Origin of the sequence: Arenibaculum sp., assembly GCF_035998295.1 — a bacterium.
In the GTDB taxonomy this organism is placed as follows: domain Bacteria; phylum Pseudomonadota; class Alphaproteobacteria; order Azospirillales; family Azospirillaceae; genus DASYHS01.
On record NZ_DASYHS010000077.1, the window covers coordinates 1 to 13,177 of the forward strand.

Here is a 13,177-nt window from a genome sequence, read left to right on the forward strand (position 1 = left end):
GGCTCCATTCCGCCCTCAACTACAGGCCGCCAGTCGAGTATGAGATGCACTTCGCTCAAGCGCGCCCGGGGATACCCCCGGGCGCGCTTGCCTAAACCAACTGTCACTATTTCTCCTGTCTCACCGACGGGGGGCACTCCACCCCCACACGACCCCCACAAACCCCCACAAACCCCCACGCTTCACGACGAAACCGGCGCCTCCGCCTCGTCGTCCGGCGCGTCCTCCTCGCCCTCGCCGGCGGCAACCTCCGGCTCCGCCTCGTCCGGCCGCTGGTCCGGGGGCGCCTCGCGCAGGTGGCGGAACATCGCCTCGACCAGCTTGCGCGGATCGTCGCCGGGCCGCAGCGCCGCGTATCCGGGCGCGTTGAAGTCCCAGTCGTAATCGGCCGGCGTCCGGTAGTCGCGGATCACGGGGTCGGTGGACCAGGCCCGGCGCAGCGCCGCGTTCCTCAGCGCCTTGGGCACGCCCTTGGCGAGGAAGGCGGCGTAGTCGCTGTCCGCCCCCAGGCTTTCCAGCGGCGGCAGGCTCTCCGGGTCGAACGCCTCCTCCGGCACCTCGCAGGCGGCGTCCGCCTCGGCAGGAGCGGCTTCGGCTTCGGCTTCGGCCTCGCGCATCCGCGTCTCGGCCTTGAGCCGCGCCCAGCGGCCGAGGAACCCGCCGTCCCGCACGCTCATCGCCGCTCTCCCGCCAGGATGTCGGGCCGCCGGCGGCCGAGCGCCTCCGGGTCGGCCCGGTCGCGCCGGCGCCGCCAGACCCGGCGCTCGACATGGTGCGCCGCCACGAACGCCGCGACCCGCCCGTGCAGCGCCGCCGGCAGGGGCAGCGCCTCCAGCAGGTCGTCGCCGGCCTCGGCATGGGCCTGCGCCTCGGACGGGTCGACGGTGGCCAGCAGCAGCACCCAGCCCGTCGGGGACGCCCCCCGGCGCAGCACGACGTAGAGGCGCGGCTCCGCCCCTTCGACATTATGCTTGTAGACCTCGGTGTCGCCGGAATGGAGCACGAGTTCCGCGGTCCCCGCCCAGTAGCGCGTCACTCCGCCCGCCTCGTCCAGCACCGTCCACGGCGCGGCTTCGGCCGTTCCCGGCAGCGCCGCGGTGACGCGCCAGACATGGTCCTGCCAGCGGCTACGGGCCGGCCGGCGCTCGACGACGACGCCGACCGGGATGCGCTCGACCACCATTCCCGCCCCTACTCGACGTAGCCTTCGATGAACAGGTCTTCGATCGCCCCTGCCGGATGGGGCTCCATCTCCAGCTCCGGCTCGCTCGCCAGCGGATTGGGGCGCGCGATCGGCCGGCCGTCGACGGTCGGCGGCGCCTGGCGGACCAGGGCCAGCGCGTCGTAGAGCGCCATCTCCTCGACGACGGTCTCGTTCCCGTCGGCCGGCTCGGGCGAGCGGGTGCCCTGCTGCGTCGGCGCGGGCATCTGGCTGCGCTCGACCTCGGGCGAGGTGAGGCCCCGTTGCTCCGCCTCATCGGGGTTGCCGGGAGGGCTCCGTTCGGGGTTGTGCCAGTTCTGCAGGCCCGGCGGCCAGTTGGGATCGCTCCCGGTGTCGAGCCCGGTGGCGGGCGCCGCACCTTGCTCCTGCTGGGCGGGCGCGGGCTGGTCGGGCGCGGGCTGGTCGGGCGCAGGTTGGGCGGGCGCAGGCTGCGCCAGCAGCGGCACCGCGAGGGCAAGGACGAACGCGAAGACGGGAATCCGGCGCATCGGCGGTCTCTCCGGCAGGGCCTGGTCATTCAACACGCGAAACGGGGGGAAGTCCCATGGCGGCTGGGACATTTCTCCATCTCGCGTGTTGTACGAAGATCGGGGGTGAAGTGAAGGCTGGCGTGGACACGATCACGGCGTCAATCACGACCGGACCGGACGAGGCCGACCTCCAGCGGGCGCGGGTCTACGCGCTGCTCGCGGTGCTCCTCGCCCGGCCGCCATCCGCCGATTTGCTGGAGCGCCTGCGCGGGCTGGCCCGCGGCACGCAACCCGGCGCAGGCCCGGAAACCGGGTCCGAAACCGGCATCAATCACGCGCTGCACGCCCTCGGAACGGCCGCCGCCGCGACCGGGCCGTCGGCCGCCGCGCGCGAATACGACCGCCTCTTCATCGGGCTCCAGCGCGGCGAGCTCGTCCCCTATGCCTCCTGGTACCTGACCGGCCTCCTCCAGGACCGGCCGCTGGCCCATGTCCGCGCGGACATGGCGCGCCTGGGCGTCGCCCGTGCGCCCGGCGTGCCCGAGCCCGAGGACCACGTTGCCGTCCTCGCCGAGACGATGGCCGGGCTGATCGAGGGACGCTTCGGCCCGCCCGCCGCGATCGAGGTCCAGCGGGACTTCTTCGACCGCCACCTCGCCCCCTGGGCCGCCCGGTTCTTCGCCGAGCTGGAACAGGCCGAAGCGGCCGTTTTCTACCGCCCGGTCGGCACCCTCGGCCGGGCGTTCCTCGACATCGAGCAAGAGGCTTTCGCCCTGGACGACGGCTGAGCCGTCAAACGCCTGGACGACGGCTAAGCCGTCAAACCGCGGCCACGCAGGAGGAGACAGAAGATGAGCCGCAAGGACCAAGCACCCGCTTCATCCGCCGCCCCCCGCGAAGCCGCCGGGCCGGGCCGCAGGCAGTTCCTCAGGACCGCCGGCATGGTCGGTCTCGGCGCCGCCGCGGCCCCCCTCGTCGCAGCGCCGGCCGAGGCCCGGGAGAGCCCGGGCGAACAGGTCAAGGGGCGCTACCAGCTCACGGACCACGTGCAGCGGTTCTATTTCCTGAACAGCCTCTGAGGGAGGAAGCGCCATGCTGGTCAAGCGTCGGTCCGCGGCAGCCCGCACCCGCATCTCCGACCACCTCCTCCCTTCCGGCGGCACGCGGCTCGACCGCCGGACCTTCCTCCGGAACTCGGGCCTCGCCGCCGGCGGGCTCGCGGGCTTGGGCGTGCTGCGCGGCGGAATGGTCGACAAGGCCGAGGCCGCGCCGCTGGCGCCCGAGGTCGAGAAGGTGCTGCGCAAGGGCATCTGCACCCATTGCTCCGTCGGCTGCACCGTCGTGGCCGAGGTCCAGAACGGCGTGTGGGTCCAGCAGGAACCGGGCTGGGAAAGCCCGATCAGCCAGGGCACGCACTGCGCCAAGGGCGCTTCGGTGCGCGAGCTGGTCAAGGGCGAGCGCCGCGTGAAATACCCGCTGAAGCTCGTCGACGGCGAATGGACCCGGGTCAGCTGGGAGCAGGCGATCGAGGAGGTCGGCGCGGGGCTGCTCCAGATCCGCGACACCTACGGGCCGGACAGCGTCTTCTGGCTCGGCTCGGCCAAGTTCTCCAACGAGGGCGCGTACCTGCTGCGCAAGTTCGCGGCCTTCTGGGGCACCAACAACGTCGACCACCAGGCGCGCATCTGCCACTCGACCACGGTCGCGGGCGTCGCGAACACCTGGGGCTACGGCGCGATGACCAACAGCTACAACGACATCCAGCACTCCAAGTGCCTGGTCATCATCGGCGGCAACCCCGCCGAGGCGCATCCCGTCTCCCTCCAGCACATGCTGCGCGCGAAGGAGCGCAACCGCGCGCCCTTCATCGTGATCGATCCCCGCTTCACCCGCACCGCCGCGCATGCGACCGACTACGTGCGCATCCGCCCGGGCACCGACATCCCCGTGGTCTGGGGCATCCTCTGGCACATCTTCGAGAACGGCTGGGAGGACCAGGAGTACATCGACCAGCGCGTCTACGGCATGGACCAGGTCCGCGCCGAGGTCGCGAAATGGACCCCCGACGTGGTCGAGCGCGTCTCCGGCGTGCCCGGCGAGCAGCTCGAGCGCGTGGCCCGGGCCATGGCCGAGAACCGGCCCGCGACCCTGATCTGGTGCATGGGCGCCACCCAGAAGACCGTCGGCACGGCGAATGTCCGCGCCTTCTCGATCCTCCAGCTCGCGCTCGGCAACATCGGCGTGCCCGGCGGCGGCGCCAACATCTACCGCGGCCATTGCAACGTGCAGGGCGCCACGGACATGGGCCTGGACGTCTCCTCCCTGCCCTCCTACTACGGCCTTGCGGAAGGGGCGTGGAAGCATTGGGCGCGGGTCTGGGACGTGCCCTACGACTACCTGCTGTCGCGCTTCGCCTCGAAGGAGATGATGGAGGCGAAGGGCATCCCGACCACCCGCTGGTTCGACGGCACCCTGTCCGAGAAGGACGCGATCGACCAGCCCAACCCGATCCGCGGCATGGTCGTGATGGGACACGGCGGCAACACCGTCACCCGCATGCCCGACATGCTGAAGGGGCTGGAGGCGCTCGACCTGCTCGTCATCGTCGACGCCCATCCCACCACCTACGCCGCCGTGCGCCAGCGCCGCAACGGCACCTACATCCTGCCGGCCTGCACGCAGTTCGAGACCGACGGCAGCCGCGTCGCCTCGAACCGCTCCCTGCAGTGGAGCCAGAAGATCGTCGACCCGATCTTCGAATCGCGCAGCGACTACACGATCATGTACATGCTCGCCCACAGGCTCGGCTTCGCGGACGAGCTGTTCAAGCACATCAAGGTCGAAGGCGCCGAGCCGGTGCCCGAGGACATCCTGCGCGAGATCAACCGCGGCTGCCTGTCCACGGGCTATACCGGCCAGTCGCCCGAGCGCCTGAAGCTCCATATGAAGTACCAGGGCACCTTCGACCGCATCACGATGCAGGCGACCTCCGGCCCGCTGAAGGGCGAGTATTACGGCTTGCCCTGGCCGTGCTGGGGCTATCCGGAATGGCAACATCCCGGCAGCCCGGTCCTCTACGACACCTCCAAGCACGTGATGGAGGGCGGCGGCACCTTCCGCGCCCGCTTCGGGATCGAGCACGAGGGCGAGACCCTGCTGGCCGAAGGCAGCTTCTCGCAGGGCTCGGAGATCGAGGACGGCTATCCCGAGTTCACGATGGCGGTGCTGCGCAAGCTCGGCTGGGACGCCGAGCTGACGCCGGAGGAGCTCCGCGTCATCGAGCAGATCGGCGGCGAGGACGTCGATTCCGTCAGCTGGGCGACCGATCTGTCCATGGGCATCCAGCGCGTCGCGATCAAGCACGGCTGCCTGCCCTACGGCAACGCCAAGGCGCGCGCGGTCGCCTGGAACCTCCCCGACCCGGTGCCCATCCACCGCGAGCCGGTCTACAGCCCGCTGCCTGATCTCGTGCGGGAGTTCCCCGCGATCGAGGACCGGCGGGAGTTCCGGCTGCCCCATCTCAACCGCTCGGTCCAGATGGCGGCGCTCGAGGCCGAGGTCCCGACCAAGTTCCCGTTCATCCTCACCAGCGGCCGCCTGGTCGAGTACGAGGGCGGCGGCGAGGAGACCCGCTCCAACCGCTGGCTCGCCGAGCTCCAGCAGACCATGTTCGTCGAGATCAACACCGGTGACGCCTCCCGGATGGGCATAGGCGAGGGCGACTGGGTATGGGTGCACGGCCCCGAGGGGGGGCGCGCGAAGGTCCGTGCGCTCGTCACCGACCGCGTCGGGCCGAGCGTGGTGTTCATGCCCTTCCACTTCAGCGGCCACTGGCAGGGCGAGGATCTCCGCAGCGCCTATCCGCCCGGCACCGACCCGATCGTGCTGGGCGAGCCGTGCAACGGCGTCACGACCTACGGCTACGATCCCGTCACCTTCATGCAGGAAAGCAAGGTGACGCTGTGCCGGGTCGAGAAGGCATAAACGGGAGGACGACGGACATGGCGCGGATGAAGTTCCTGTGCGACTCCGAGCGCTGCATCGAGTGCAACGCCTGCGTGACCGCCTGCAAGAACGAGCACGAGGTGCCGTGGGGGATCAACCGCCGGCGCGTGGTCACGCTCAACGACGGGCAGCCGGGCGAGCGCTCGATCTCGATGGCCTGCATGCATTGCGACGACGCGCCCTGCGCGGCGGTGTGCCCGGTCGACTGCTTCTACCAGACCGCCGACGGCGTCGTGCTCCACTCAAAGGACCTGTGCATCGGCTGCGGCTACTGCTTCTACGCCTGCCCGTTCGGTGCACCCCAGTATCCGCGGACGACCAATTTCGGCGGCCGCGGCAAGATGGACAAATGCACCTTCTGCGCCGGCGGGCCGGAAGAGGACCTCACCCCTATCGAGTACCAGAAATACGGCACCAACCGGCTGGCGGAAGGCAAGCTGCCGCTGTGCGCCGAGATGTGCTCGACCCGGGCGCTGATGGCCGGCGACGGCGAGGTCCTGGCCGAGCTTTACACCGACCGCGCCGCCCGGCGCGGCTACGGCTCCGGCGCCTGGGGCTGGTCGACCGCCTATGTGGCCGACCAGCCCGGCACCTACGCCCCCGGCGGCCGGCCGATCGGCGAGTCCTGAGGAAGGGAGGAGACCATGCCCCGTATCCGAGCGTTCGCGCCGGTGGCGGCGTTCCTGCTGGCACTGCTGCTCGCGGCTCCCGCTCTCGCCCAGGTCGAGGTGGAAGGTCCCGGCGCGGGCGAAGGCGGCACGGTCGCGCCGGGGCTGGAACTGCCTGCGCCCGAGGCCGAGCCGCCCGCGGCGGACGTCCAGCTCTACATGCCGGAGGAGGATCAGCTGATCGGCCGGCTGACGATCCCCAACCGGTCGCTCGCCACCCTCGTCCAGCCGGAAGGCCGGACCTGGCGCGCGTTCCGCATGGAGACGCTGTTCTGGATCGCCGGGATCGTGATCCTGGGCACGCTCGCGGCGCTGGCGGCCTTCTATTTCTGGCGCGGCACGATCCGGATCGACCGTGGGCGGTCGGACCGCTGGGTCCCGCGCTTCAACGGGCTGGAGCGCTTCGCCCATTGGACGACCGCCCTGTCCTTCATCGCGCTGGCGCTGACCGGGCTCATCGTCACCTTCGGGCGCTTCCTGCTGATCCCCCTCATGGGCCACGACGCCTTCACGGCGACGTCGGAGGTCTCCAAGAACCTGCACAACTTCTCCAGCGTGCCCTTCGTGCTCGGCCTCGTGCTGATGCTGGCGCTCTGGATCCGCGACAACCTGCCGACCCGTGCCGACCTCGTGTGGCTGAAGCATGGCGGCGGCATGTTCAGCAGGAACGCCTCCTTCCATCCCGAATCGGGCCGGTTCAACGCGGGACAGAAAGGGATCTTCTGGGCCGTCGTCCTGGGCGGCATCGCCATGACCGTCACCGGCATCATGCTGATGACGCCCTTCTACGTGACCGGCGTCAGCGGCATGCAGATCGCGCATGTGGTCCACGCCATCCTGGCCGCGCTGATGATCGCGATGATCCTCGGCCACATCTACATCGGCACGATCGGCATGGAAGGCGCGTTCGACGCGATGGGCAAGGGCGAGGTCGACGAGAACTGGGCGATCGAGCATCACCGCGGCTGGTACGAGGCGCAGCGCGACGCCGGACGGCAGCCGGCGCCCGGCACCCGCCCCGCAGGCGCCGACTAGCGACGTCCCCGCCTCACGGCTCGGTGTAGGACGAGGGGACGATGCGCAGGTCGTGGCCGCCGGGATCCCGTCGCAGGATCAGGCCGGCCTGACGCTCGGAGAAGGCCGGCAGGTAGTCGATCGTGACCTCGCCGGCCTCCACCACCGCCGTACCCTGGCGCAGTTCCGCCACGACGCGCAGCGACGCCGCGGTGACGGCGCCGTCGTTGCGCACGCGGAACCGGACGACCCAGCCGTCGCCGGCCCGCTCGACCCGCACCTGATCGGCCGAAACCACCGGGACGCCGCCCTCATGAGCGAGTGCGAAGAATGCCATGTAGCCGATCATGGCGAGCAGGAGGGCGAGCCCGAGAAGGGCGACCGCCCACTCCCAGGGCGAGGTCGACGTTCCTCCACTGCTCCGTTCCATCCCGCCCACCCGCATTCTCCCGTTTTACACGATCAGGCGGGCCGCCGCGGCGCCGATCGAGCACGGAAACCCCAGCACGACGCAGGCGCTGGCCAGTTCCGCCCCGCCGGTTCCCTCCATTCGGCCGAACGTCCACAGCAGATAGAGGCAGATGGCCAGGACGATGGTGTAGCCGACCACCGTGTAGCGAAGGAACAGGCCCATGAAGGTTGCGCCGGGTCGCCTCGGCGGCGAGCCGGGGAACTCGACCGCGAACACGAACCCGTGCATCAGGGCCAGCGACAGAGCGGCCAGCGCGATCTCCCGGGGCGGTTCCATCATGTAGGACAGCAGCACGATCTCTTCCGTCGGCGCGATGTTGAGGCCGAGGAAGAGCGCCCCCACGGCCATCAGGAACAGCGCACCCGGATAGTTGGCCTCTTCGCGCCGTTCGTCCCTGGTCTGCCGCCTGTCACCAGTCTGCGCACGCGCGAGCATCGCGCCGACGCTCCCCGGAAAGGTCTGGAGCGCGATCTTGCCGACGACCTCGCGCGGCGGCATGTCCAGAGTCACGACATCCAGCACGAACAGAACGACCGCCGACATCACGACCGCGATCGTGATCGCGACGAAGGCGTCGGCCACCATGTCCCTCAGGCCCTCGGTCGGTTTGAAGCCGCTGACGACGCCCAGGCCGACCAGCAGCGGGACCAGGACGACCAGCAGCAGGATCAGCTTCCACGGGTCGATGTAGAAGCCGATCCACCACATCTCCATGGTCATCAGCATCGGCAGCGCGAAGATCAGCGCCCCGGCGAACGCCCGGGCGAGACCGACGAAGAACGCGCGATGCCCAGCCTGCTCGTGACGAGGCCGGGTGGCCGTCAACTCTGCTCGCCCCAGCCGAGCCCGCGGTTCTCAACCTCGCCTCCTTCCGGCCGGGCGCTCTCGGTCGAGTACGCCTCCGTCGCGGTGACGGTAGCCATCTCGTCGAGGACGAACCCGGTCGCAACCACGGCCAGGGCGAAGAACACCAGTGCCAGTAGGAATGCCTTCATGGACGCGACCTCCCGCTCCTCAAACACGGAACCCCCCGGTCCCGTTGCCTGACATCCGGAAGCGCGATACGCGGTCCGCTAGTTGCGGCGGAACCGGCGCAGCAGGCGGCGCCACCAACGCTCGCCTCGTACGACCATGGCCGCGGTGGGCCGCTTCAGCAGTGCTATGTCCAGCGCCAGCAGGATCATGCCGAGCGGCAGCATCCAGATGCCCAGGCCGGGGAGCACGGCGAACACGCCGCCGACCATCAGCAGGATGCCGACGGGGATGCGGATCCAGCTCGCCGACGGCTTGCGCAGATGGGCGAGCCAAGCGCCGAACACGGCGGGGAGCAACCGTTCCGCGCGATCGAAGCGGCGCCCGAGGATTCGGTCGGCCTTGGCCATCGGGTCGCGACGGCGGTCCAGTTTGGTTCGGGTCATGCCCTTCAGATGAGGAGCGTACGCTTCCGCTGCAATGATGTGCGTTCCGAGGCTACGGACCGCCCGCGGACGACCGGCGGGCAGCCCGCTCCTCCCCCGCTTCGGCCGCCTCCTTCTCCATCAGCCGGTCCACGGCCTCGTAGGCGGCATCGCGGAACGGCGTCAGCACCAGGTCGACGCCGAGCCGCTCGAGTTCCATCGCGTCGCGCGCATCGTGGCTGGTCAGCGCGACCCGGCCGGCGTAGCCCGCTTCGCGGATCGAGCGGAACACGACCAGCCGCGCGTCGTTCTGCGTGAGCGGCCCCAGATGCGGCGGGAACGCCACCACCACCCATCCGGCACCGCGCAAGGGCAGCTCGGCCGGATACTCGGGATCGGCGGCGTCGCCATAGGCGGCCGGCATGCCGAGCTTGCGCCACCGCTCGACCGCCTCGGGGTCGAAGTCGATGCCGAGCACGCGGTGGCCCCGCGCGTGCAGCCCCCGGCCGATCTCGCGGCCGTAGCGCCCGAGGCCGAACAGGATCACGTCGAAGGGCTGGTCGGACTGGCTCGGGTCCAGCCTGGTTTCGCGGTGCGGTACCTTGCGCTCGAACGGGGTCAGCAACGGCTCGACCAGCGCGTAGAGACGATGGGAGTAGACGATCATGTACGTCGACAGGGTGATCGTCACCAGCCCGACCAGCGTCACCAGCCCGACCGCCCGGTCGTCGACATGGCCCAGCGCCAGGCCCATCGCGATGAACACCAGGGAGAACTCGCTGATCTGGGCGACGGTCAGCCCCGCGAGCAGCCCGGTGCGCTTGCGGTAGCCCATCGCCCCCATGATCGCCAGCACGATGAGCGGGTTGCCGACCAGGACGAAGACCGACAGCACCAGGGCCGGCCCTACCTGCTCGCCCAGCACGTCGAGGTCGAGGCCGGCTCCCAGCCCGATGAAGAAGAACAGCAGCAGGAAGTCGCGCAGGCTGGACAGGCGCGAGGATATCGCCTCGCGATAGGCGGTCGAGGCGAGCGACACGCCGGCCAGCAATCCTCCCAGCTCCATGCCGAGGCCGAGCCAGTCGGCGACAGCGGCCAGGATCACCGCCCAGCCGATCGCGAAGGTCACGAGCAGCTCGGGCGTACGGGCCAGGCGCCGGAGCAGCGGGTTCGCCGCGTAGCGGCCGAAGGCGATGATCGTCACGGCCAGCACCGTACCGCTCGCGAGCACCTCGACGAGCCCGAGGCCCGACGGGCTCGCCTGGCTCCCGAGGCCGATGGCCGACAGGGCGACCATCGCGACGACGACGACCAGGTCCTGTACGATCAGGAAGCCGAGCGCGATGCGGCCGTGCAGCGAGTCGACCTCCCGCTTGTCGGAGAGCAGCTTGACGATGATGATCGTGCTCGAGAACGTCAGCGCCACCGCGACATAGGCGGCGGTCACCGCGTCGAAGCCGAGCGCCAGGCAGATCGCGAACCCCAGCGCCGACGTGAACACCACCTGCCCCATGCCGGTCGCGACCGCGACGAAGCCGAGCGTTCGCACGAGCTGCACGTCCAGTTTCAGCCCGACCAGGAACAGCAGGATGGCGATGCCGGTCTCGGCGAGGAGCTCGATGTACTCGGTCGTGTGGACGAGGTCGATGGCGTCGGGCCCCGCCAGGATGCCGACCGCCATGAAGCCGACCAGGAGCGGCTGGCGCAGCATCTGGCCGACCAGCCCGACGAGGCAGGCGAGCGCCAGGAGGGCGGCGATCTCGTAGAAGGGAGACGCATGGATCATCGGCCACCCCGCGCCACGAGGAGGTCGCAGGGCGGGTCCCGCAGCAGGGCCTCCGCCACGCTGCCGAGGAAGGCGTGCGCGACGCCCGTCCGCCCATGCGTGCCGACGGCCAGCAGATCCGCGCCGGTCCGCCCGACCTCCTCGCGCAGGACGGTCAGGACGGCGCCCTGCCTCACCGCGGTCTCGACCTTGACGCCCGGTGGCGCCGCCAGCCCCGACGCCGCCTCGTGCAGGCCGGCCTCGGCCGCCCGTTGCGCGTCTGCGACCGCCTCGGCCCGGGAGCCGGCGAAGGGAAGGTCGAAGGCCTGGACGAGCCGGACCGTGCCGCCCTCCATCAGGCCGAACGCGGATTCCGCCGCCGCCTTCCAGACGCCCGTCGGATCGGCGCCGACGACCACCTCGCGGTAGGGGGCGGCCGGCCGGTCGCCGACCACCAGGACCGGCGTCGGGGCGGCACGGGACAGGCGTTCCGCCGTGGCGCCGCGGAGCAGGTCGACCAGACCGTCCGCCCCGTGGGCACCGATGACGATCAGGTCGGCGTCCAGCAGCTCCGCCTGACGGCCGATCTGGGCCGCCGCCTCCCCGGTCGAGATCACAACCGCCGCGTCCGCCGCACCGGTTGCCTCCAGGCGCGTCCTGACGTCGCGCTCGGCGGCGTCGCGGTCTGCGCGCCGGCCGACGCCGGACGGGGGGAGGACGTGCAGCGCCGTGAGCCGGCAGCCGTTCTCCCGCGCCAGCAGGACGGTGCGGGCGAGAGCCCGGTCCGCGCTGCCCGACAGATCGGTGGCGACGAGCAGATGGTCCATCGTGGCATCCTCGGGTGGAACGGCGCTGCATCATGTCCGGCGGGCCGCCGGATGAAAACCGGAATCGACCGGTCGGGCTCCTCGACCGGACGGGGGTTGACGGCCCCGGCGGTGGACCGCTCGGAACCGCGGGAAAGGTGAGTTTGTTGGAAGGCGTGACACCGCGCCCACGCACGGGCCGCCCACAGACGGAACGAGTATGGAAGATCCCACTGGCTTGCTCTGGTCCCTCGCGATCGTGATCGGACCCATCGCTCTCGGCGCGGCCCTGGTCTACGGGGTCATGCACACGCGGCGAACGCGCACCCGCTCGCGCTTCGGGCCTCATCCCGGGACCAACAGTCCGCCGCGCCACGTCACCGAGACGGCGACCGAGGCGCGCCAGGGCGAGACCCGCGGCGTCCTGCGCTACATGCTCGCCTTCGGGCTCATCGGCGTCGTGGTGGCCATGATCATCATCTACGCCCTGGTGTAGCGGCCGCCCGGAGAGAAAAACCGGTAGACGGAGTTCCTATTTTGTTCCATACTGCCCTTCCCCGATCGGAAGGAGCAGGCCCGTGACGCTCGACCCCCGCCAGGATCTGTTCTGCCGCCTGGTCGCCAACGGCGCCACGCCCGCCACCGCGGCGCGCATGATCGGCTACGCCGACCCGGCCGCGGGCGAGGCGCTGCTGGCCGAGCCCGGCATGGGCGAGCGGGTGGCCACATTGTCCGCCGCCCGCGAGGCCGGCCACGCCGCCATGTTCGAGCGGCTGGAGGCTTGGCTGTCCCACCTGGTCGAGCATTCCATCGCCAACGGCCAGACCGGCCACGCGCTGCGCGCGATCGACCGTCTGATGCAGCTCCACGGCATGAACGGCAAGGGCAACGGCCGCCTGCCCGCGATCGAGCCGCCAAAGCCCACCCCCGCCCCGATCCTCGACGACCTCGACCTGACCACCCTCCTGCCGTCCGTCGTCGCCGAACCCCAATTGAACCGCCGCGAGCGCCGCGCCCTCAAATCGATGACGCGCCGCAAGTAAGGTTCAACCCCTCTCCCATAGGGAGAGGGAGGGGCCCGCCGCGTAAAGCGGCGGGAGGGTGAGGGGTTACGCCCTCGCCATTACTGAACCACCATCACCCCTCACCCTTCCCATGCTTCGCATGGGCCCCTTCTCTCTTCCACAGGGCGAGGGAATATTCCCGCATGTCTTTCCGACAAACATCCAGAGCTCCCTCCCCCGCAGGAGAGGGAACTTTCCGCCATCGGCCAGGGCTGTGCCGCCCCCACCCCCACACGACCCCCACACGACCCACACAAACCCCCACAAACCCCCACGCTGTCACCAAGCGCTCAG

Annotated in this window: 16 protein-coding genes; 7 read left to right on the forward strand and 9 right to left on the reverse strand. The window is 70.4% G+C overall.

Annotated elements, in window-relative coordinates; all coding sequences use genetic code 11:
* Nucleotides 1-182 precede the first annotated feature (182 nt).
* Genes VGO20_RS08710 through VGO20_RS08720 form a run of 3 tightly spaced genes read right to left on the reverse strand, consistent with a single transcriptional unit; the run spans nucleotide 183 to nucleotide 1,710 of the window.
* Complete coding sequence (locus VGO20_RS08710) at nucleotides 183-677, reverse strand: DUF3306 domain-containing protein (RefSeq protein WP_327501931.1); 495 nt, start codon at nucleotides 675-677, stop codon at nucleotides 183-185.
* Nucleotides 674-1,183 carry a DUF3305 domain-containing protein gene (locus tag VGO20_RS08715; protein ID WP_327501932.1) on the reverse strand — a complete coding sequence of 170 codons (510 nt, stop codon included), beginning with the start codon at nucleotides 1,181-1,183 and terminating at the stop codon, nucleotides 674-676. Before VGO20_RS08715 ends, VGO20_RS08710 begins: the two co-directional genes overlap by 4 nt.
* Before the next feature lie 8 nt (nucleotides 1,184-1,191).
* Entirely contained in the window at nucleotides 1,192-1,710 is a 519-nt protein-coding gene (locus tag VGO20_RS08720) for a hypothetical protein (protein WP_327501933.1), read from the reverse strand.
* Between the two features lie 122 nt (nucleotides 1,711-1,832).
* Between VGO20_RS08720 and VGO20_RS08725 the strand changes: the two genes are divergently transcribed.
* The 5 genes from VGO20_RS08725 (at nucleotide 1,833) to VGO20_RS08745 (ending at nucleotide 7,400) form a co-directional block, all read left to right on the forward strand.
* Nucleotides 1,833-2,480 (forward strand): TorD/DmsD family molecular chaperone, encoded by a 648-nt coding sequence (locus tag VGO20_RS08725; protein ID WP_327501934.1) that lies wholly within the window; start codon nucleotides 1,833-1,835, stop codon nucleotides 2,478-2,480.
* Between the two features lie 63 nt (nucleotides 2,481-2,543).
* A complete protein-coding gene (locus tag VGO20_RS08730) occupies nucleotides 2,544-2,771 on the forward strand; it encodes a hypothetical protein (RefSeq protein WP_327501935.1) in 228 nt (75 codons plus the stop codon).
* Between the two features lie 13 nt (nucleotides 2,772-2,784).
* On the forward strand, nucleotides 2,785-5,676 hold the full coding sequence (locus tag VGO20_RS08735; protein WP_327501936.1) for a formate dehydrogenase subunit alpha: 2,892 nt from the start codon (nucleotides 2,785-2,787) through the stop codon (nucleotides 5,674-5,676).
* A 17-nt stretch (nucleotides 5,677-5,693) separates the two neighbouring features.
* The gene (gene fdh3B / locus VGO20_RS08740) at nucleotides 5,694-6,326 is read left to right on the forward strand and encodes a formate dehydrogenase FDH3 subunit beta (RefSeq protein ID WP_327501937.1); all 633 of its coding nucleotides are present in this window, start codon (nucleotides 5,694-5,696) and stop codon (nucleotides 6,324-6,326) included.
* Nucleotides 6,327-6,341: 15 nt separating this feature from the next.
* Nucleotides 6,342-7,400 carry a formate dehydrogenase subunit gamma gene (locus VGO20_RS08745; protein WP_327501938.1) on the forward strand — a complete coding sequence of 353 codons (1,059 nt, stop codon included), beginning with the start codon at nucleotides 6,342-6,344 and terminating at the stop codon, nucleotides 7,398-7,400.
* A gap of 13 nt (nucleotides 7,401-7,413) precedes the next feature.
* Here VGO20_RS08745 and VGO20_RS08750 read toward each other — a convergent pair whose 3' ends face one another.
* The 6 genes from VGO20_RS08750 to VGO20_RS08775 all read right to left on the reverse strand — a co-directional run bounded on the left by VGO20_RS08750 (nucleotide 7,414) and on the right by VGO20_RS08775 (nucleotide 11,840).
* Nucleotides 7,414-7,809, reverse strand: a complete 396-nt coding sequence (locus tag VGO20_RS08750) for a TIGR02588 family protein (protein WP_327501939.1) — start codon at nucleotides 7,807-7,809, stop codon at nucleotides 7,414-7,416.
* Between the two features lie 24 nt (nucleotides 7,810-7,833).
* Entirely contained in the window at nucleotides 7,834-8,676 is an 843-nt protein-coding gene (locus tag VGO20_RS08755) for a TIGR02587 family membrane protein (protein ID WP_327501940.1), read from the reverse strand.
* Nucleotides 8,673-8,846: a hypothetical protein gene (locus tag VGO20_RS08760; RefSeq protein ID WP_327501941.1), complete on the reverse strand. Its 174-nt coding sequence runs from the start codon at nucleotides 8,844-8,846 to the stop codon at nucleotides 8,673-8,675. Before VGO20_RS08760 ends, VGO20_RS08755 begins: the two co-directional genes overlap by 4 nt.
* Nucleotides 8,847-8,924: 78 nt before the next feature.
* Nucleotides 8,925-9,269, reverse strand: a complete 345-nt coding sequence (locus VGO20_RS08765; RefSeq protein ID WP_327501942.1) for a hypothetical protein — start codon at nucleotides 9,267-9,269, stop codon at nucleotides 8,925-8,927.
* A 52-nt stretch (nucleotides 9,270-9,321) separates the two neighbouring features.
* Nucleotides 9,322-11,034, reverse strand: a complete 1,713-nt coding sequence (locus VGO20_RS08770) for a cation:proton antiporter (RefSeq protein ID WP_327501943.1) — start codon at nucleotides 11,032-11,034, stop codon at nucleotides 9,322-9,324.
* Complete coding sequence (locus VGO20_RS08775; RefSeq protein WP_327501944.1) at nucleotides 11,031-11,840, reverse strand: universal stress protein; 810 nt, start codon at nucleotides 11,838-11,840, stop codon at nucleotides 11,031-11,033. Before VGO20_RS08775 ends, VGO20_RS08770 begins: the two co-directional genes overlap by 4 nt.
* A 199-nt stretch (nucleotides 11,841-12,039) precedes the next feature.
* Between VGO20_RS08775 and VGO20_RS08780 the strand changes: the two genes are divergently transcribed.
* Nucleotides 12,040-12,315, forward strand: a complete 276-nt coding sequence (locus VGO20_RS08780) for a hypothetical protein (RefSeq protein WP_327501945.1) — start codon at nucleotides 12,040-12,042, stop codon at nucleotides 12,313-12,315.
* A gap of 82 nt (nucleotides 12,316-12,397) precedes the next feature.
* Entirely contained in the window at nucleotides 12,398-12,862 is a 465-nt protein-coding gene (locus VGO20_RS08785; RefSeq protein ID WP_327501946.1) for a hypothetical protein, read from the forward strand.
* Nucleotides 12,863-13,177 lie beyond the last annotated feature (315 nt).

Coding starts and splice junctions, on each gene's coding strand:
- VGO20_RS08710 (WP_327501931.1), bottom strand. CDS start 677: ATGAGCGTGCGGGACGGCGGGTTCCTCGGCCGCTGGGCGCGGCTCAAG.
- VGO20_RS08715 (WP_327501932.1), bottom strand. CDS start 1,183: ATGGTGGTCGAGCGCATCCCGGTCGGCGTCGTCGTCGAGCGCCGGCCG.
- VGO20_RS08720 (WP_327501933.1), bottom strand. CDS start 1,710: ATGCGCCGGATTCCCGTCTTCGCGTTCGTCCTTGCCCTCGCGGTGCCG.
- VGO20_RS08730 (WP_327501935.1), top strand. CDS start 2,544: ATGAGCCGCAAGGACCAAGCACCCGCTTCATCCGCCGCCCCCCGCGAA.
- VGO20_RS08735 (WP_327501936.1), top strand. CDS start 2,785: ATGCTGGTCAAGCGTCGGTCCGCGGCAGCCCGCACCCGCATCTCCGAC.
- fdh3B (WP_327501937.1), top strand. CDS start 5,694: ATGGCGCGGATGAAGTTCCTGTGCGACTCCGAGCGCTGCATCGAGTGC.
- VGO20_RS08745 (WP_327501938.1), top strand. CDS start 6,342: ATGCCCCGTATCCGAGCGTTCGCGCCGGTGGCGGCGTTCCTGCTGGCA.
- VGO20_RS08750 (WP_327501939.1), bottom strand. CDS start 7,809: ATGGAACGGAGCAGTGGAGGAACGTCGACCTCGCCCTGGGAGTGGGCG.
- VGO20_RS08760 (WP_327501941.1), bottom strand. CDS start 8,846: ATGAAGGCATTCCTACTGGCACTGGTGTTCTTCGCCCTGGCCGTGGTT.
- VGO20_RS08765 (WP_327501942.1), bottom strand. CDS start 9,269: ATGACCCGAACCAAACTGGACCGCCGTCGCGACCCGATGGCCAAGGCC.
- VGO20_RS08770 (WP_327501943.1), bottom strand. CDS start 11,034: ATGATCCATGCGTCTCCCTTCTACGAGATCGCCGCCCTCCTGGCGCTC.
- VGO20_RS08775 (WP_327501944.1), bottom strand. CDS start 11,840: ATGGACCATCTGCTCGTCGCCACCGATCTGTCGGGCAGCGCGGACCGG.
- VGO20_RS08780 (WP_327501945.1), top strand. CDS start 12,040: ATGGAAGATCCCACTGGCTTGCTCTGGTCCCTCGCGATCGTGATCGGA.